The sequence below is a fragment of the Tatumella sp. JGM118 genome, from assembly GCF_018257515.1.
Classification (GTDB): Bacteria; Pseudomonadota; Gammaproteobacteria; order Enterobacterales; family Enterobacteriaceae; genus Tatumella; species Tatumella terrea.
The window spans coordinates 233,406-252,271 of record NZ_JAERJR010000004.1; the positions used below are offsets into that span (position 1 = coordinate 233,406).

Below are 18,866 nucleotides of genomic sequence, written 5' to 3' on the forward strand. Positions count from 1 at the left end.
GAGGCTTCCATGTTTAATCCAGATAAATACCTGACTGTCCGCTGGCAGATGGGGGGAAGGGTGTACCCGGTCCTTGACTGCTACGGCCTTGTTCATGAGGTCAGGAGGGACCTGGGGCTTCCGGAGTGGCCGCTATTTGAGTCGGTCACGAAAGACGGCAGGCAGATGGCCGACTTCTGCGATGAATACCGGAAGCAGATAAAACCGTGCCAGCCATCGCCCGGCGCAGTTGCGGCCTGCTACAGCGGCGGCCTGATTGGTCATCTTGCTGTGGTGGTCGAGATTAATGGCGAACTGATGGCGGCAGAATCCAACCCGAAGCGGAATATCACCTTTATGCCGATGGCCCGCTTTGAGCGGCGATTTCAGAAAGTGGAGTATTACCAGTGACCATCAGAATTTACCCATCAAGACTGCCAGGTGAGCCGCTGGAAACACATGAGCATGGTGACACGACCATTCATCAATGGATGGCGGAGAACGTCAGTGGCTATGGGCCAGATAAGCCGCAAAGAGTTATCTTCGAGGTCAACCGACGTGCGGTGCCGCCCGGTGAGTGGGCATTATGCTATATCAGGCCAGATACAGATGTGAAAGTGTACCCGATACCCGGGGGCGACCCCGTCACCTGGGCTGTGGTTGCAGTTGTTGTGATTTCAGTGGCATCAGCTGCGTACTCAATCGTGATGATGTCAAAGCTCGGAAAGGGGGATTCGACCGCAACGGGCGATCAGCTTAACCTGAATCCGGCGCAGGCCAATACCGCAAAGCTGGGCGACCCAATCCGGGAAATATTCGGCCAATATCGGGTTTATCCGGATTATCTTGTCCAGCCTGTCAGTCGTTTTGATACCAGCGATCCGCAGATTTACCGCACAGAAATGTTTCTCAGCATTGGCGTGGGAAATTTCTCAATCAGCAGTGCAGGCATCAAAATCGGGAATACACCCATTTCATCATTCGGGGATGATGCCACGTTTACGCTCTACGCTCCTGGCGCTGACGTGTCGGGAGATAGCCGGGCTGACAACTGGTATAACTCGACAGAGGTTGGTGGCACCACTTCCGGAACGTCCGGCCTTGATCTGGCATCGACGGGCTCAGATAAAGTGAGCATCAGCGCTGATGCTATTACTGTGTCCGGGAATACTATCACTCTGATAGGGGAGACAGCTTCAGATGATGATGACGATGATACTGCGGCAGAAACTGATACCAAGGTGCCTGATTCCTGGGTGAGCGGGACAGTCCTTACAGTGATTGTACCGGACAGTTTCACGGTAGCGACTGAGTCGGGGCACACGCGGATTTATGGTGATTTCACTGAACTGGCTCCCTACGTCGGAATGCCGGTAAGTGCGGAATGGAGCTCATTCGATTATGACTTATATATTGCGTCGTATGACAAAGGGACTACAGCAGTGCCGGGCGCTGGCGGTAATGCCGCATCAGTAACAGCCAGCGCTGCTCCGACGACATATGACTTCAGTTCGTCTGCATTGTCGTTCACCCTGACCTGGTCAGGCGTGAGTTATATCATTTCACTGTCTGCCAATTACACCACGATGTCTGGCCTGGTTGACACGATCACAGACCAGTTAACGGGCAGCGGGTTAGTTGCTCAGGATAATAGCGGCCGGCTTGAAATTGTCGAGCCTACAAGCCCGTTCAGTGGGAACAGTATTGGCTACACCGTATTGCCTTCCGCCATATTTGGCGGCTCTCCGGTGGTTATTAGCGGAATCGCATCAAGTGGCGGGACTCCGGAGGTTTTGCCATCAATCACCCTGGCATATGGTAGTGCGACCGGCACATTGTTTAATGGCATGCCTACCGGTACGCAGAGGATCGCTTTCGGGCCGAAGGGTAACCAGTATCAGATCACCGATGTTGACGGGCTAGCCATTACCGTTGAACGGATTATCGAAGTTGCCGCAACCACAACAACTGCAAGCACGACGAAAGTCGATGCAGACTGGCCGGGATTTACAGAGCGCACTTTGCTGGACGCCACTGTCACAGGGATTAATGACAGCTACACCTGGATGGGGCCTTTTTTATGCTGCCCGAATGGTGAAACCACTACCGAAGTAGAGCTTAATTTCATCTACCCGCAAGGCCTTGTCGATATCGGAAGTAAGGATGGGGCATGGCATTACCATGAGGTACAGATCACCGTGCAGTATCGTCTCTTAGGAGATACGGAATGGACCTCGGTAACCATTACGCACGGCAACACTACGGTTAATGAAATTGGGTACACTAATGTGATTAGCCTGCCGTCTGCCGGTAGCTATGAGTTTCGTATGAAGCGAGACACGCCGGTATGGGGTGGTACCACCCGTGACTCCGTACAGTGGCAGGCAATGAGGTCGAAACTATCCAAACGACCGGGCAGTTACAAAAACATCACCACACTGGGTGTCACTATCCGCACCGGTAACCGCCTGGCTTCACAGTCAGACCGCCGGGTAAACGTTGTTGCTAATCGTCTTTATGATGGCTACACATCCCGGAGCATCAGCGGCGCACTGAATCACCTTCTCGCCGATACCGGGGCGCAGGTAGACACCGATGCCATTAACTCACTGGAAACTAATTACTGGACGCCGCGCGGTGAAACTTTCGATTTCTCCGCTGACACTGACAGTACCTCAATGCTGGATATCATGCAGAAGATCGCAACAGCCGGGATGGGGTACTTTCACCTTAGTGACGGGCTGGCGACGGTAGGCCGGGAAGGTATAAAAACCTGGTCCGGGGTAATCAGCCCGCAGGAAACAACGGAGGAACTGACCACTACATTCAAGGCGCCGTCCTCTGATGATTATGACGGCGTGGACGTTACTTACGTCAATTCTACCACCTGGGCTCAGGAAACAGTTCAGTGTCGGACCGCTGATAATCCAACGCCGAGCAAAGTCGAAAGTTATCAGCTGGATGGTGTTGTAACTGAAGACAGAGCATACAGGATCGGCATGCGCCGGCTGATGAAGTATACCTATCAGCGGTTATCTTTCTCTTTATCTACCGAACTTGATGCGCTGTGCTATCGGTTTGGTGACAGACTGATACTGACGGACGATATTCCCGGCAGTGACACAATCAGCTGTCTTGTCACTGATATGACTTATACCAGCGACCTGATAACCATAGGCGTATCGGAACCTCTCGACTGGACCTTCACCAACCCACGAATTGTTATCCGGTACCAGGATGGCAGTGCATCAGCGTTGCTTACACCCACTCAGATTAATGACTTCACTTTCAGTATCCCTTACAGCACCGATATTTCACCGGAAACATGGGAGATGAGTATGGGGGCAATTGAGCCGCCGCGGGTGATCTTCTGCAGCTCTGAAAGCGTGGGCTATGACTCACTGGTTTCAGAGATTGCACCGGAGAGTGACGGGACCTGCCAGGTAACGGCCACGGCCTACGATGAACGGTTCTATCAGCATGATGACGATACCTATCCTGGTGATGTCAGCTAATAAAATTTCACAACAACCAACCCGCTCCGGCGGGTTTTCTCATATATGAGGCTTTAAATGGCGCTTAATAATACTGGAAATTCCGTTCCGTCTACTGCTGTACTTGATTTTCAGGATAACGTCCAGGTACTGGATAGTCTTCTGAATGGTGATGCTATTGAAGTCACTGCCCGCACGGGGAAGGAGCTGAAAAGCATAGCTTATCTTCAGAATGTACTGACATCCCTCGACCTCGGCAGCTTCACATTTTCGGATACAGCGACAGGAATTTCGGGAACTACTGACGGTCAGTATTTCAGAACCCCACACGATGATTCATTTTTTTATTATAAGAATGACAACGGAACGGCAGTGTATGTTGCCTCAATTGCCAGTTATGAAAGTATTCAATATTTACAAAATGCACTGGCCGGAATTTCCGGGCTTGTTTATAAAGGTGATGGTCCTGTTTACCCGATTGCTATCGACAGGGAAAGTAATGTTATCATCGGGTATGACTCACAAACAGATACAATCGTTGCGCCGGGAATAGATAATCATTTGCGCTTTCTTTCTGAGCATGGTGAAGTTTTATCGTCTCCTGAATTTATTTATCCGCTTCTTATCGATTCTCAGAATAATGTAATCCTGGGCTATGATGCGAAAGCTGACAGCATAATCGGCGCGGGAATAAGAGATTTTTTGAAACTCCTTAGCGCCAATCGGCAGGCTGAATCACTCAGTGATTCAGTTTATCCGCTTCTTATCGATTCTCAGAATAATGTTGTTTTAGGATATGATGCCGAACAGGACAGGGTGATAGGCTCAGGAATTGGTAAAACATCGGAATGGAAAGACGAGCCATTCCCATATTCAATTGCCATGAAAGCAATAAACCAGAACTTCTCTTACGGGCAGTCTCTTTCTATGGGTGCTTATGGTGCTCCGGCACTAAGCCTGACACAGCCTTTTAATAATGTGATGTTTAAAGGCGGCGTGCTCGGTACAGACTACTCCGCCTTTGCTCCTTTGGTTGAAGCTACCCAGGAGACTGTTTGTAGCTGTGCAGCTAACTACTTTGATCTCGCATCACAAAAAGAAAACGGCATTGACGCAGGTAATTTCGTCACACTAACATCAGCCCCGGGCGAGCCCGGACAGAGAATAACACAACTAAACAAAGGCACTGACCGTTACGATAACCATCTCTTACCACAGATAAAGGGAGGGTACGCACTTAATAACGATCTGCACATTGATACTGTATTCTGGATGCAAGGCGAGGCAGACTCTGGTGACGGTGATTATCACGTAGAAACGCTTGCGTCTTATAAGGCACTTTTCACGGCATTAATCAACGATATTAACGCCGATGTTAAGGCCGCGACATCCCAGGATAACCCAGTAATATTCCTTACATACCAGCATTCGTCATACACGCAGGAAGGGAACACTCAGGAAGCTTTTCTGCAGATGGAGCAGGAGGACGATCGTGTCTATGTTATATTTCCGACTTATTTCCTGCCACACATATCAGACAGGTTACATTTAACCAGTGTTGGTTACAAATGGGCCGGAGCATATTTCGGGAGGGCAAGGAAGCAAATACTTATTGATAAAATAAAGCCAAAGAGAATAAGGGCGATTTCAGCAACTCACTACGGAAATAAAATTCATGTGAAGTTTATTGTTCCTAACCCGCCGCTGTCATTTGATACATTAATGATGCCGAAAACAGAGAATTATGGATTCTGTGTTAAATCAGGCGATGATATACTTAGTGTACAGTCCCTGTCTGTTTCGGGAGGGGATACGGTAATTATCACCATGAACGAAAATATTACAGGTGACAATATCCAGGTCAGGTATGCATATGACTACAATGGGGCCAATCAACTGAAAGGTTCATCCGGTAATCTCACTGATTCATGCGAGGATTACGTTATTATTTCTGGAGAAAAATATCCCATGCCTTATGTTTGTCCACATTTTAAAATTACATCACTAAGCGAGGCTATTTAATGTTAACTACACGTATACCTGTCATTTCCCGCAGCGCATCTGTAAATATTCCTGCAACTGATTTAACTGCGCTGTTGAATTTTGACCCGAACGCCCAGGCATTCTTTTCTTTAAATGAAAAGCGGGTCTATTCCCGTACCGGAACTCATGAGCTTATAGCGGGCAAGCCCTCAACCAACCCTATCGCCTGGGGGACTAACGGACTGCTTTTCGATTCTGAGGTTCAGGCTGATTTCCATACCGATATTAAAGATTCTGACAATACCTCGTTCACAATAGTTGGAGTCATAAAGCCCGCCATCCTGGATCTTGGGTCTAATTTTAACTATTTCCTGATGGGTAATTATGACGGTTTTACGAACAGCGGGAGCGGATTAAGTTTTGTAAACTTCAAGAATACGCTGGCTTTCAATGCCGGGGGTATGATTGATTTTGTACAGACCGGGCAGAAGCTGGATTCCAGCTATATGTTTGTATCGGCATCTGTAGATAAGACCAATAATCTGATGTCTGTCTATGCGAAACAGATTTCCACTGGCACTGAATACTCACTATCTGACGTGACCGGAAAAGACACTAACGGGGCGGGATATCGCGACCGCGGACTGCCGTTCGGGCTGGGTAACCCGGGCTATGGAAGCGAGGTCTATTCTGACAAATCCGAGGCAACGGAATTTTCTCTGTATAATAGTTACATGAACCTTGAAGCCCTCGAGGGTCTTTATATGGACGCTAAAGTCCGGGCTAACGCGTATGGTGTGACTATTTAACATACAGGGCTATCCTATATGGTAAGTGACCCTTTTGGAGATTTGCCATGGCCTTCCCATCCCCCGCAGCAGATTACGTCGAAACACGGTTAACCCCTGAGTCAGTGATGGGGATCACCGCATCCTCAATCATCATCCCGACGGATGAAGGTTATGCCGTGGCCGAACCGGGCCTGCGGGTGAAGATGGGGAAGGTCGTCTTACTGGAAGTGTCCGGCCAGAAGATATTCGCCACAGTGGGTGCCAGCCGGTTTATTACTGACGGTGGAATAATCGAAGGTGACGCACTGGACGATGCCAGGGTGATCGGAGTGGTGACGTACTTCGTGAAGAGTTTGTGACTCAAAGATGCCGAAAAAATAAATTCGTTTTTTTTGCTTCAGTCGGGAGTAAGCGCATCGAAATTGACGGGTGAGTACATATCTGTGTACATCAGGAGATGATTTATTCTTGTTTTATTTAGTTAAATCATTAGGTTAACGATTTCGCTAACTATATCCATTTAACTAAGGAGACGCAAAGTTTCCGGCGGAACGGAATGATGATGTTTTTGTATGTTACCGTAAACTATGAGGTTTTTACAAGCAGATACTTTCAATTATCTGCCGGTGATATTGTCTGTTCCGGAGGGCATATGTGTTGCTCTCTCTGTGGAAGGGTCTTGCATGTCAAGCGGTCCGGGAATGACGAAGGCCGGTTTACAGGCTCATTTCGCCGAATGAGTCAAAATTAAGCTGATTACCTTAAAAAATTATACATAATAATTATTGATGATTTTGAGGGATGAAGTGAGGATCCGGTATCAGAGGGGGAGCGTGACCTTTATACAGTAATTATCTTAGTGCAAAGAACCCTCGATAGCAGAGAGTGATAAAATCACAGGGTGGGTGAACATTCCCGTGAGTCATGGACTGTGTAACCAAAATGAAGTCAGGCACCCTGAAATAGCGGACAGACTATGGCATTTACTAATATATTCCAGGAGGATGGGCGGGAGTTTTTATTCCCGGGACTGAACGTTAACAATCAGACAAGCCGTGTTCCGGGGAGTATTCCCGGTGATAACTGTTAGTATATTAGTTTGTGGAAGGGATCCCGGCACGCTGATTAAATGTATTACATAGTGAAAATAGGTTTTATCTTTTTTAGCGTTTTTTTATTCTTTACTGCCCTGGTGTCGTCTTGTGCATAGCTGATGGATTATTTATTAATACGTAACTGATACAGATCTTGCTTTCTTATTTTTCTGATATCTGAGCACATCGTATCCAGATCATCGGCTTCTGTCATATAAAGGCCACTCAGACAGTCATATTTTCCGCTGCATAACTTTTCAATATTGGGAATACCTGCCTCAACGCTGACGGTATTTCCGCGTTCTTTCTCCTTAATAATCCACTCCATAGCGTTTCTGGTCGCACCTTGCTCTTCCGGAGGATGACTGAATAAGTCGATGACCATCCCCGTTGAGTGAACCAGGCCCGGATGGAATGAATAGACAGAGATATTATTTTTCTTTAATTCGATGGCTATATTCTCGGTAAATTTAATGACCGCCGCCTTGGATACTGAGTAAGAGGAACAGGTAGGCCAACGGTAAGCGCCGGCGTTACTGACCATATTAATGATAACGCTGTGCCGGTCTGGTTCCATAATGTTTATTGCGGCATGTGCACATCTCACCACGCCGGAAAGATTAATCGTTAATGCATCGACCCATTCATCGATAGCATTGGTATTGAACTTTCCGACCGGCCCCCATACCCCCGCGTTATTCAGTAATACATCAGGATGGCCGAAATCTTGTTTTATATTGAGAAAGAAGGGGATGATTTCCTGTTCGTTCGCCACATCCAGACAACGATAATGGAATGCAGGTCCCAGCAGAGGCTCTATTTCTGCGGGAGGAGTCTTGCTTCTTCCGGTAATAATGATCCGGTACTCAGGTATTTTGGAAAGATGTGTCGCATAAACATAGCCCAGGCCCTTTGTCCCGCCAGTGATGACAATATTTCTCATCTCATGCATCGTAATACCTCCTGAATGAATGATTACGAAAATTACACTATCACAGAGTAAATATTTTAGTATAGGTATTTTTATTTTTCATTCGATGACAGGGAGTATTAATCGCAGCCTGTTGTCTTTATTGAAGAAAATATTATTACTCTCAGGCAATGAGCGATTATTCTCGGGTATTGGCCGGATTTTTTGCAGGGTGTGACAATTCTTATTATGTGTCATGATGCTTCCTTACTCCTGGCTGATACGGATAGCGGTTAAGGTAAAAATAAGTTTCAGTTATTAAAAATAAGTGTTTTTCCCGCCAGAACTTATCAATTTATCGTGCGGGAGATAAGTATATCCGGATGATTATTAAAGGAATTAACTTTTAGTTTCATGTCCGGAAGGCAAATATTGATCAGGATCAAGAAAACATAATTTATTGATGTTAATTTTATTAATGTTTTAGGGCCAGAAGAGTCATTCTATGGAAACAGGTTTTTACAGGGTAAAGAGATCAGGTGAGGAACCTAAGATATTACTTTTCCTTAAGGGGCATGGCTTTTTTCTTCCCGTGAGCAGAGAACCTATCTCTCTGGACGAGTTGAAGAGTCACGGCTTTCTGGTCCTGGAGGGGAAATACGATATCCGCGGGCGCTAATCAGAGCGAATACACCCATCAGGCTGCATCACATCCGCTGCCTCACAGGTTAATGTTCCGGCGGTGGCTAACACTCTTATCCCCGGTTTACGACCCATCATCTTTGTCTATGATTCATCATTAACGCCACAGATCTTGTCAGATCATTTTCATCCCTGTTCCGAACCGGTCCCTTAACTTAAGGGGGCAGGTCAGGCTTAGTCATTCAACGCATCGTAAGCCAGTATTCATGACATTGAGGGGGAGATACCGGACTGTATCAGATGAATTTTTTATATTTAATAACTGAGGGATAGCTTTAATTTACCGTCGGACAGTTAAGCACGGGCTGAAGGTTCTCCTGTACGCCGCAAAATCCCGTCAGTGACTTCCCTGAACCGTCCGGCGGCCTGCAGCAGATATTATCTCCGCGTCTGCAGTGGGGCAGGAACAATGGGTTCCGGGTTGGAAGGCCGGGGCGGTATTGTAACGGGGAAACTACGGTAGCCCGAAGGGCGGGGGGATGCCGGTACATAAAGAAAGGCCGGGGCCGTAAGCCGGCCCCGGCAGGACAATCATTTATGCTGCTTATTCAGTTCACTCATGTCATTGCGGATTTGCACATGGCTGAGCAGGGCGAAAATAAAGGTTCCGCCGGTAATGTTACCGAGCAGAGTAGGAAGGGCAAACGGCCAGAAAAATTCAGCCCAGCTCATATGGCCATTGAAGACCAGGTAAAAAGCTTCTACCGAACCGACGACGATATGCGACAACCCGGCCAGCGACATAATCCAGGTGATCATTATGATCACAAAGACTTTTGCGGATCCGGCGTGCGGAAACATCCATACCATGGTCGCAATCAGCCAGCCCGAGATCAGCGCACCACAGAACATCTGCAGGGCATCGTGTCTGACAGCCGTTTCGCTCAAATGGATAAAGGTCTGTTGCAGTGTGTCGTCAAAAACCGGCATATGATTAAAGGCGAGTGCTATCAGCGCAGTACCGATAAAATTACCCACTAATACGATCCCCCAAAGCCGTAGCAGTAGCAGAATATTTCCTTTTACCGGCTTATGCATCACCGGCAATACGGCCGTGATGGTGTTCTCAGTGAAGAGTTGCTGATGCGCGAGGATGACGATAATAAAGCCAACACAATACCCAAAGTTCTCGAGCAGAAAACTGGCAGGCATACCTTCCGTATGCACCTGTAATAACCCTTTTACCAGCAGGGATGTCCCCATCGATAATCCGGCGGTAACCGCAGAAAGCAGTAATGCCATACTGTCTCTTTCCAGCTCTTTTTCACCGCTCTGGCGGATCGTTTCATGAATAGCGACAGCGGAGGAGGGTAATTCTTCTTCGGCGGTGGTGATTTCATCTTCATTACTTTTTTCATCACTGTCGACTTCTTTGGCTCGCATACGCTGTGTTTCAGGACTCTGCATTCTGCCCTCCGGCGGTAAATTAACGGATCTGTACCCGCTAAGTTTAGTCTTTTTTCTCAATAAATCAGGGGAGTCTTTGCGGTAATTTACAGGTTGCCACTGTTGTTATTTCAATGTTGATTTTATGCGGGGTGGATGTGATTTATTAGTACGGGTAACGGTCGGGAGGGAAAGAGAATCAGGCCAGGCAGGTGTGAAATCATCTTAAAAACAGCGGGTTTTCCGGCGTTGTGACGGTCACCGGAGGAGGAACTCAGCTGTTACAGAAATCGGTGTTTTTCCCGTTATACCGCCGGGGTTTTAAAAATAAACGTAACAAAATTTTATCATTGTCTGTTTTTTGGGCGGAAAAGTGTCCGTCAGAGCTTTTTTATGGAACCGTGACCATTTTCACCATTCGGCAGCCGATTTCCTTATGCTATAGTTCGGCTTTCTTAATGTTAAAGCGAATAGATTCTGCATGCTGGAAGCCAAAAACCTGACCTGCGTTCGTGATGAACGGGTGCTTTTTGAGCAGCTCTCGTTCAACGTGAAACGTGGCGATATTGTTCAGATTGAGGGGCCGAATGGTGCGGGTAAAACCTCGTTACTACGCCTGCTGTCGGGTCTGAGCCGTGCTGAATCCGGAGACATTCTCTGGGAAGGCACTCCGATAGCCGCCCAGCGTGATATCTGGCACCGGCAAATGATTTATCTGGGCCATCTGCCGGGAATTAAAGGGGTTCTCTCGGCACTGGAAAATCTGCGCTTTTTTCACCCGGCCTGCAGTCATCAGCAAATATTTCATGCATTAGAAGAAGTAGAACTTACGGGTTATGAGGATGCGCCGGTCTCGCAGCTCTCCGCCGGGCAACAGCGCAGGGTAGCGCTGGCCAGGCTATGGTTGACAGAGGCTCCGCTTTGGATCCTTGATGAGCCGCTGACGGCTATCGATAAAGCAGGGGTTGAAAAAATAATGTCACAATTCTCAGTGCATGCCCGGCAGGGGGGATCCGTTATTCTGACTACGCATCAGGATTTACCTTCCCGGGAGATACCGGTCAGGAAAATACGCTTGCTGGCGGAAGGGCACGCGCCATGCTGGTGAGTATGATTCGTCGGGAATTAAAAGTAGCGTTTCGCAACAGTTCGGAACTTATTAATCCGCTATGGTTTTTTCTGATCGTGATCACACTGTTTCCGTTGGGGATCGGTCCGGAGTCTGCGTTACTGGCCAGGATAGCCCCGGGAGTTGTCTGGGTGGCCGCCTTACTTTCGTCATTACTGGCGCTGGAACGGTTGTTCCGTGATGACTTCCTGGACGGCTCACTGGAACAGCTGGTGTTATTACCTGCGCCGTTACCTCTGACGGTGTTGGGGAAAGTGATCGCACACTGGCTGGTGACCGGTGTACCGCTAATTATTTTATCGCCACTGGCCTCTTTGCTGCTGTCACTGAGTTTTTCCGGCTGGTGTGGACTGGCACTGACGTTGCTACTGGGAACGCCGATTTTAAGTTTTCTGGGGGCCATCGGGGTCGGGCTGACCGTCGGATTAAGACGGGGCGGGGTACTGCTAAGTTTACTGGTTCTGCCGCTGGCCGTCCCGGTACTGATTTTTTCAAGTGCAGCCATTGATGCTGCCAGCCAGGGTGTCTCCATCGGGGGCTACCTGGCCATATTAGGCGCAATGCTAATCGCCAGTATTACGCTGGCACCTTTTGCCACAGCCGCAGCATTACGGATCAGTCTGCAATAAGCTGCGTGTTGTGCCGCTTTTAGTAAATATTAGTGAGCAATACGAAAATGTGGAAATGGTTACATCAGCTGGCAAGGCCGGAAAGGCTTTATCATCTGTGCGGCAGGTTTATTCCCTGGTTTGCACTGGTGGCGACAATCACTCTGTTACTGGGCTGGATCTGGGGCTTTGGCTATGCGCCTGCAGATTATCAGCAGGGCGACAGTTACCGGATTATGTATCTTCATGTGCCGGCAGCAATGTGGTCGATGGGGGTATATGCCTCCATGGCGATTGCCGCTTTTATCGGTCTGGTCTGGCAGATGAAGATGTCTGATCTGGTTGCCGCGGCGATGGCGCCGGTGGGGGCTGTTTTCACCTTTATTGCGCTGGTCACCGGTTCTGCGTGGGGTAAACCGATGTGGGGCACCTGGTGGATATGGGATGCCCGTCTGACGTCTGAGCTGGTGCTGCTCTTCATTTATATGGGTGTTATTACCCTGTATAATGCGTTCGATGATCGTCGTGTGGCCGGACGGGCCGCCGGAATTCTCATTCTGGTCGGGGTCGTTAACCTGCCTGTCATTCATTATTCTGTTCAGTGGTGGAATACCTTACATCAGGGGTCGTCCGGCTTCCTGCAGCAGGATATTGCACAACCGATGCGCACACCTCTGCGCTGGTCTATCCTCGGGTATCTGCTGGTCTTTATCACGCTGACATTAATCCGCCTGCGCACCTTAATCCTGTATACCGAGCGTAACCGTCCCTGGGTTTCCGTCATTGCTAATAAGGGGCGTAAATCATGACTCCTGCCTTTTCTTCGTGGGCTGATTTCTTCCGGATGGGCGGATATGCCTTTTACGTCTGGCTGTCAGTGTTCTTCACCTTGCTGGCTTTCACTGCGCTTATCGTCCACACACGGGTACAACGAACACTGTTACTAAAACAGATAAGACAGCGTGAGGCCCGCGAACGACGGGTCAGTGCTGCCCGACAAAAGAAAACCGCTGCTAAAGCCGGAGGCTCCCTGTGAACATTCGTCGTCGCCGCCGCCTGATGGTCGTCGTGGCAATTCTGGTGGGGCTTGGGATGGCCACCGGGTTAGTCATGTATGCACTGCGTTCTAATATTGATCTGTTCTATACCCCCGGGGAAATTCTTTACGGACGGGGGGCCGACCATACGGATAAACCCCACCCGGGTCAGCAATTACGTATCGGGGGCATCGTGCTGCCGGGCAGTGTTAAACGTGACCCGAACACTCTGGCGGTACAGTTCAAACTCTATGACGCCAATGGGGTCGTTGAGGTTACCTATGTGGGTATTCTTCCGGATCTCTTCCGGGAAGGGCAGGGCATTGTGGCCGAGGGGGTGCTGGAGGATGGCAACGTGATTAAAGCCCGGCAGGTACTCGCAAAACACGATGCGAAGTATACGCCGCCGGAAATTACCCATGCGATGAAAAAGAATCCTGACGATCCGGCGTTAAATATCCAGACCATGCAAGGTGAGCAACAATGATCCCTGAAATAGGCAGTTTTTTGTTATGTCTGGCGCTGGGTCTGGCATTACTGTTGAGTATCTATCCGCTATGGGGTGCCGCCCGGCTCGATAGTCGTCTGATGGGGATGGCCCGTCCGCTGAGCTACGGTATGTTTGCCTGTATTGCCGGGGCCTTCCTGATCCTGGTGCACGCGTTCATTGTGAATGATTTCTCTGTGGCTTATGTGGCAGAAAACTCAAACACCCTGCTACCGGTCTGGTATCGCATTGCGGCCACCTGGGGCGCTCACGAAGGCTCATTGCTGTTGTGGCTGCTGATGCTCAGTGGCTGGACACTGGCCGTGGCGTTACTGAGCCGGGGGATGCCGCAGGACGCGATTGCCAGGGTGCTCGCTGTGATGGGCATGATTAATCTGGGCTTCCTGCTGTTTATTACCCTGACGTCCAACCCGTTCATTCGCACTCTGCCTGATTTCCCGGTCGATGGCAGTGACCTTAACCCGATGCTTCAGGATATCGGCCTGATTTTCCATCCGCCGTTACTCTATATGGGGTATGTCGGTTTCTCAGTTGCCTTTGCTTTTGCGATTGCCTCCCTGATGACCGGGCGTCTGGATACCGCATGGGCGCGCTGGTCGCGTCCCTGGACGACTGCCGCCTGGGTCTTCCTGACCATTGGTATTGTGCTGGGATCCGCCTGGTCCTACTACGTTCTTGGCTGGGGGGGCTGGTGGTTCTGGGATCCGGTAGAAAATGCCTCGCTGATGCCCTGGCTGGCAGGTACGGCATTGATTCACTCCCTGGCCGTCACCGAAAAACGCGGAACCTTTAAATCCTGGACTGTGCTGCTGGCGATCACAGCCTTTTCACTGAGCCTGCTCGGGACGTTCCTGGTACGTTCAGGGGTGCTGGTTTCTGTACACTCTTTTGCGTCCGACCCCTCCCGCGGTATTTTTATTCTGATTTTCCTGGTGATTGTCATCGGCAGTTCACTGTTGCTCTACGCTGTGCGTGGCGGACAGGTGCGCAGCCGGGTGCAGAACGAGGCCTGGTCACGGGAATCCTTTCTGCTGGGGAATAACGTATTGCTGATTGCCGCCATGCTGGTGGTGTTACTGGGTACACTGCTACCTCTGGTTCATAAAGAACTTGGTCTGGGCAGCATTTCTATTGGTGAGCCATTCTTTAATACCCTGTTTACCTGGATCATGGCGCCTTTTGCACTGATGCTGGGGATAGGACCGCTGGTGCGCTGGCGTCGGGATGAGCCGAAAAAACTGGTTAAACGCCTGCTCGTTGCCGTGGTGGTCACCCTGATCTGCTCAATAGCATTACCGCTGATCCTGCAGGACCGCATTGAAGCGATGGCCGTGGTGGGTCTGCTGATGTCTGTCTGGGTGATTTTACTGACGCTGATGGAGTTGCATGAACGTGCTACCCACCGGCACCGCTTTTTCCGTGGCCTGTTACATCTGTCACGCAGTCACTGGGGCATGGTGCTGGGACACCTGGGCGTTGCGGTCACGGTTATCGGTATCGCCTTTAGCACCCAATACAGTGTGGAGCGTGATGTCCGCATGAAACCCGGCGATAACATCGATATTCATAACTATCATTTTATTTTCCGTGATGTACAGCGTCTGACCGGTCCGAACTATTCGGGCGGCCAGGCGATTATTGATGTTACGCATAAAGGTAAGCCGGTTGCTGTGCTGCATGCGGAAAAACGCTATTACCCGGTGGCGCATACCATGATGACCGAAGCCGCTATCAGCGGTGGTTTTGCCTGCGATCTCTATGCTGCGCTGGGGGAAGAGATTGGTGATGGTTCCTGGGCAGTACGCATTTACTACAAACCTTTTGTTCGCTGGATCTGGTTTGGCGGTGTCTTTATGGCTGTCGGAGGGGTGCTGTGCCTGCTGGATCCCCGTTACCGTTCCCGTAAAAAACATCAGTCCCGGGAGGAGCAGCACTGATGAATAAGAAAATACTGTTTATCCCGCTGGTATTGTTTTTATTGCTGGCCGCCGCCTTACTCTTGCAACTCAACCGTAATGCCCACGGGGATGATCCTACCCTGCTGGAATCGGCGTTGGTGGGCAAACCGATGCCGGTGTTTAAACTGGAATCCCTGCAAAATCCCGGCAAATACTATGACCAGACCGCGTTACTGAACGGCAAACCTCTGTTATTAAACGTGTGGGCAACCTGGTGCCCGACCTGTCGCGCAGAGCATCAGTATCTGAATACGCTGGCCGAAAAAGGTATCCGCATCGTCGGCCTGAACTATAAAGATGATCGGGTTAAGGCGGTTAACTGGCTGAATACCCTGGGTAACCCCTATTCGCTCAGTCTGTACGATGGCGACGGCATGCTGGGACTGGATCTGGGTGTGTACGGCGCGCCGGAAACTTTCCTGATCGACGGTAAAGGCATTATCCGTTACCGCCATGCAGGGAATGTGGATGCTCAGGTCTGGCAGCAGCAGATCCAACCGCTGTGGAATAAGTACAGCCAGTCAGCGGAGAAATAATCGATGAAAAAACTGATACTTTTCATGGCGGCTATGATGACCAGCTTTAGTCTCTGGGCTGCCATTGATACTTATCAATTTAAGTCACAGGCCCAGGAAGAACAGTATCGCTCTCTGACGGAGTCTTTGCGTTGTCCGAAATGTCAGAACAACAGCATTGCGGATTCCGGCGCGATGATTGCGGCAGACATGCGGCAGAAGGTTTATGAGATGTTGCAACAGGGGCAGAGCCGCCAGCAGATTATCGGTTACATGGTGGCCCGCTACGGTAACTTTGTCACCTATGAGCCGCCGGTCACCCCGTCAACCATTATTCTTTGGGTCGGTCCGGCGTGTTTTATTATTGCAGGTGCTGCGTTGATCATCCTACGCAGCAGAAGAAAAAATACGCGCAGCGAGCTTGATGAAGCTGAACAGCAAAGACTGGCTGCGTTACTGGACGATGACAGGAAGCCGTTATGAGCGCGTTATGGTTAAGCATTTTTATACTTTTGCTGGCGGCATGTGCGCTGGTTCTGACCAGTGGCTGGCGTTCCGGGAAAGACACCAGCACTCAGCGCGATCAGCTCAATAAAACGTTTTACCGTCAGCGTCTGAATGAACTGGATGAAGATGAGCAGCAGGGTGTTGTTGCCGAAAAGCAGGAAATGATTATCGAGTTACAGCAAACGCTGCTGACGGATATTCCACAACAACAGACGGTTACCGGTCGTCATTCCGGCCGCTGGGTGCTCTGGCCGGGGCTGATTATTCTGGTACTGGTGACCCTGGGCATGTATCTGAAAACCGGAGGACTGGCTCAGGTACTGGCATGGGATCAGATCAACGCACAGTATCCGAAGTTACGTGCTCAGTTAATGAATCCGCAGGATAAAGCGCTGAATGTGCAGGAACTGGAAGAGTTTGAAGTCGGGCTGAGAACGTCCCTGCAGTCGCACCCTGACAATATTAATGACTGGGCGATGCTGGGCCGGTTGGGGATGGTGCTGAATAATACACCGCTTTCCAGTCAGGCTTTCCAGCGGGCACTGAAACTGGCACCGGATAACAATGAACTGAAACTGGATTATGCCAGCGTATTGGTGCGTTCTCAGGATCCTCAGGATAACCGCCAGGCTCAGGTGATGCTCAGTACTATGCTGACCGCCGAGCCAAATAATTTACGCATTTTAAGTTTGCTGGCGGCGGTAAACTATACCCAGCAAAATTACGATACGGCGATCGGTTATTGGCAAAAAATGCTGCCATTACTGCCGGCAAACTCCAAAGAAGCTAATGCGGTAGAGCAGGGGATCGAGCTTGCTCGCACCAATGCCGGACAACAGAGCAGTAAACTGACGCTTAATGTGGCGATTGCACCGACTGCAGAAAAAATGTTAACCCCGAACGGAATATTGTATATTTCAGTGACCGATGGTGTATCTCCGGTCCCGGTGGCAGTGAAACGCATCCCGCTGAGCCATTTTCCGTTGACTGTGACTCTGGACGACAGTAACGCAATGGTTCAGGAACGTTTACTATCAGCACAGCACAATATTCAGGTGAGAGTGCGGATTTCCCGTGACGGAAGTGCGGATCCGCAATCGGGCGACTGGTATGGCCAGACTGGTAAATTACCGTATAACGGTCATCAGACGGTCGCTGTTGAGATTAACCAGCAGCAACCCTGATGGTCTTTCAGATCATTGCACAGGGAGATCAGCATGCATTACCGCCTGACCATTCTGGGGGTGGCCAGTTTACTGCTGGTAGGGTGTGCCGGGAGTCATCCGGACACTGAAAAAAATAAGCAGGTGATAAAGCCTGAAGCACAGCAGGTTTCGCAGCCGGTTGCACAAGCCTCCGCGCCGCAGGCGGCAGGGGACGGTTCAGCACATCGCAGTGATCCGCTGGAAAGTTTTAACCGTACAATGTTCAATCTGAACTATAACGTGCTGGACCCGTATATCGTACGTCCGGTGGCGGTTGCATGGCGGAACTATGTACCGGTACCTGCGCGAAACGGGATCAGTAATGCATTAAGCAATCTGGATGAGCCTTCCAGCATGGTGAACTATTTGCTGGAAGGGGATGTGCATCGTGCGGCTATCCACTTTACCCGCTTCTTCCTGAACTCAACACTGGGGCTGGGCGGACTTATCGATGTGGCCGGTAAAGCAAACCCTGCGCTGGCGCGTGAGCACGAGCAAGGCTTTGGTACTACGCTGGGTCACTACGGGGTAGGTTATGGCCCGTATGTCGAGTTACCGGGTTATGGCAGCTTTACGTTGCGTCAGGACGGCGGGGATATGGTCGATGCGCTGTATCCGCCTCTCAGCTTTCTGACTATCTGGATGTCGGCAGGCAAATGGGTGCTGGAAGGCATTGAAACCCGTGCCGAATTGCTGGATTCCGATGGCATGCTGAAACAACAGAGCGATCCTTATGCCTTTATCCGCAATGCTTACTTCCAGCGGTATGACTTCCTGGCCAATGGCGGTAAGTTGAAACCGGAAGTTAACCCGAACGCTCAGGCAATTCAGGGCGATCTGAGCGAGATTGATTCTGATTAATCTGCAATAAACCTTGTTACAGACAGACGGGCCTGAGATTTCAGGCCCGTTTTTTTTAGCATTACAGTAAAGGGCGGCCCCGGCGGTTGCCCCGAATATCCCGCTGTGCCATCTGACACCGTCACCTGACGTGAATAATGTTCCCTGTAGTATCTGAAAATGGCGATCATCCCCAGCCCAGCCCAGCCCAGCCCAGCCC

Annotated in this window: 17 protein-coding genes; 15 read left to right on the forward strand and 2 right to left on the reverse strand. The window is 49.9% G+C overall.

Translation table 11 applies throughout. The features are described 5' to 3' along the window. Nucleotides 1-9: 9 nt before the first annotated feature. Genes JK223_RS06710 through JK223_RS06730 form a run of 5 tightly spaced genes read left to right on the forward strand, consistent with a single transcriptional unit; the run spans nt 10 to nt 6,606 of the window. Nucleotides 10-390, forward strand: coding sequence for a nitrite transporter (locus JK223_RS06710; protein WP_212713430.1), 381 nt, complete (start codon nt 10-12; stop codon nt 388-390). Then, on the forward strand, nt 387-3,494 hold the full coding sequence (locus JK223_RS06715) for a host specificity factor TipJ family phage tail protein (RefSeq protein WP_212713431.1): 3,108 nt from the start codon (nt 387-389) through the stop codon (nt 3,492-3,494). Before JK223_RS06710 ends, JK223_RS06715 begins: the two co-directional genes overlap by 4 nt. A 57-nt stretch (nt 3,495-3,551) precedes the next feature. Continuing rightward, nucleotides 3,552-5,495 carry a sialate O-acetylesterase gene (locus JK223_RS06720; protein ID WP_212713432.1) on the forward strand — a complete coding sequence of 648 codons (1,944 nt, stop codon included), beginning with the start codon at nt 3,552-3,554 and terminating at the stop codon, nt 5,493-5,495. Next, the gene (locus JK223_RS06725; protein WP_212713433.1) at nt 5,495-6,265 is read left to right on the forward strand and encodes a hypothetical protein; all 771 of its coding nucleotides are present in this window, start codon (nt 5,495-5,497) and stop codon (nt 6,263-6,265) included. Before JK223_RS06720 ends, JK223_RS06725 begins: the two co-directional genes overlap by 1 nt. Nucleotides 6,266-6,312: 47 nt before the next feature. After that, on the forward strand, nt 6,313-6,606 hold the full coding sequence (locus JK223_RS06730; protein WP_212713434.1) for a hypothetical protein: 294 nt from the start codon (nt 6,313-6,315) through the stop codon (nt 6,604-6,606). An 859-nt stretch (nt 6,607-7,465) separates the two neighbouring features. Here the strand turns inward: JK223_RS06730 and JK223_RS06735 are convergent. Together JK223_RS06735 and JK223_RS06740 are read right to left on the reverse strand one after the other, a co-directional pair. Further along, nucleotides 7,466-8,293: an SDR family oxidoreductase gene (locus tag JK223_RS06735; protein ID WP_212713435.1), complete on the reverse strand. Its 828-nt coding sequence runs from the start codon at nt 8,291-8,293 to the stop codon at nt 7,466-7,468. 1,191 nt (nt 8,294-9,484) lie between these two features. Next, entirely contained in the window at nt 9,485-10,360 is an 876-nt protein-coding gene (locus JK223_RS06740; RefSeq protein ID WP_212713436.1) for a formate/nitrite transporter family protein, read from the reverse strand. A 460-nt stretch (nt 10,361-10,820) separates the two neighbouring features. Here JK223_RS06740 and ccmA point away from each other — a divergent pair, with 460 nt between their 5' ends. The 10 genes from ccmA to mlaA are packed head-to-tail and all read left to right on the forward strand — an operon-like array spanning nt 10,821 to nt 18,667. Next, nucleotides 10,821-11,447, forward strand: a complete 627-nt coding sequence (ccmA, locus tag JK223_RS06745; RefSeq protein ID WP_212713437.1) for a cytochrome c biogenesis heme-transporting ATPase CcmA — start codon at nt 10,821-10,823, stop codon at nt 11,445-11,447. Continuing rightward, nucleotides 11,438-12,097 carry a heme exporter protein CcmB gene (gene ccmB, locus JK223_RS06750; protein ID WP_212713438.1) on the forward strand — a complete coding sequence of 220 codons (660 nt, stop codon included), beginning with the start codon at nt 11,438-11,440 and terminating at the stop codon, nt 12,095-12,097. The genes ccmA and ccmB overlap by 10 nt, the downstream gene beginning before the upstream one ends. A gap of 47 nt (nt 12,098-12,144) precedes the next feature. Next, entirely contained in the window at nt 12,145-12,885 is a 741-nt protein-coding gene (locus tag JK223_RS06755; protein ID WP_212713461.1) for a heme ABC transporter permease, read from the forward strand. Next, nucleotides 12,882-13,112, forward strand: coding sequence for a heme exporter protein CcmD (gene ccmD, locus JK223_RS06760; RefSeq protein ID WP_212713439.1), 231 nt, complete (start codon nt 12,882-12,884; stop codon nt 13,110-13,112). Before JK223_RS06755 ends, ccmD begins: the two co-directional genes overlap by 4 nt. Further along, complete coding sequence (gene ccmE / locus JK223_RS06765; RefSeq protein WP_212713440.1) at nt 13,109-13,600, forward strand: cytochrome c maturation protein CcmE; 492 nt, start codon at nt 13,109-13,111, stop codon at nt 13,598-13,600. Before ccmD ends, ccmE begins: the two co-directional genes overlap by 4 nt. Further along, on the forward strand, nt 13,597-15,558 hold the full coding sequence (locus JK223_RS06770) for a heme lyase CcmF/NrfE family subunit (protein ID WP_212713441.1): 1,962 nt from the start codon (nt 13,597-13,599) through the stop codon (nt 15,556-15,558). Before ccmE ends, JK223_RS06770 begins: the two co-directional genes overlap by 4 nt. Continuing rightward, the gene (locus JK223_RS06775) at nt 15,558-16,115 is read left to right on the forward strand and encodes a DsbE family thiol:disulfide interchange protein (protein ID WP_212713442.1); all 558 of its coding nucleotides are present in this window, start codon (nt 15,558-15,560) and stop codon (nt 16,113-16,115) included. Before JK223_RS06770 ends, JK223_RS06775 begins: the two co-directional genes overlap by 1 nt. A gap of 3 nt (nt 16,116-16,118) precedes the next feature. Then, complete coding sequence (locus JK223_RS06780; protein ID WP_212713443.1) at nt 16,119-16,577, forward strand: cytochrome c-type biogenesis protein; 459 nt, start codon at nt 16,119-16,121, stop codon at nt 16,575-16,577. Next, nucleotides 16,574-17,785, forward strand: coding sequence for a c-type cytochrome biogenesis protein CcmI (ccmI, locus tag JK223_RS06785; protein WP_212713444.1), 1,212 nt, complete (start codon nt 16,574-16,576; stop codon nt 17,783-17,785). The genes JK223_RS06780 and ccmI overlap by 4 nt, the downstream gene beginning before the upstream one ends. A 33-nt stretch (nt 17,786-17,818) precedes the next feature. Continuing rightward, on the forward strand, nt 17,819-18,667 hold the full coding sequence (gene mlaA / locus JK223_RS06790) for a phospholipid-binding lipoprotein MlaA (RefSeq protein ID WP_212713445.1): 849 nt from the start codon (nt 17,819-17,821) through the stop codon (nt 18,665-18,667). The last annotated feature ends 199 nt before the right edge of the window (nt 18,668-18,866 follow it).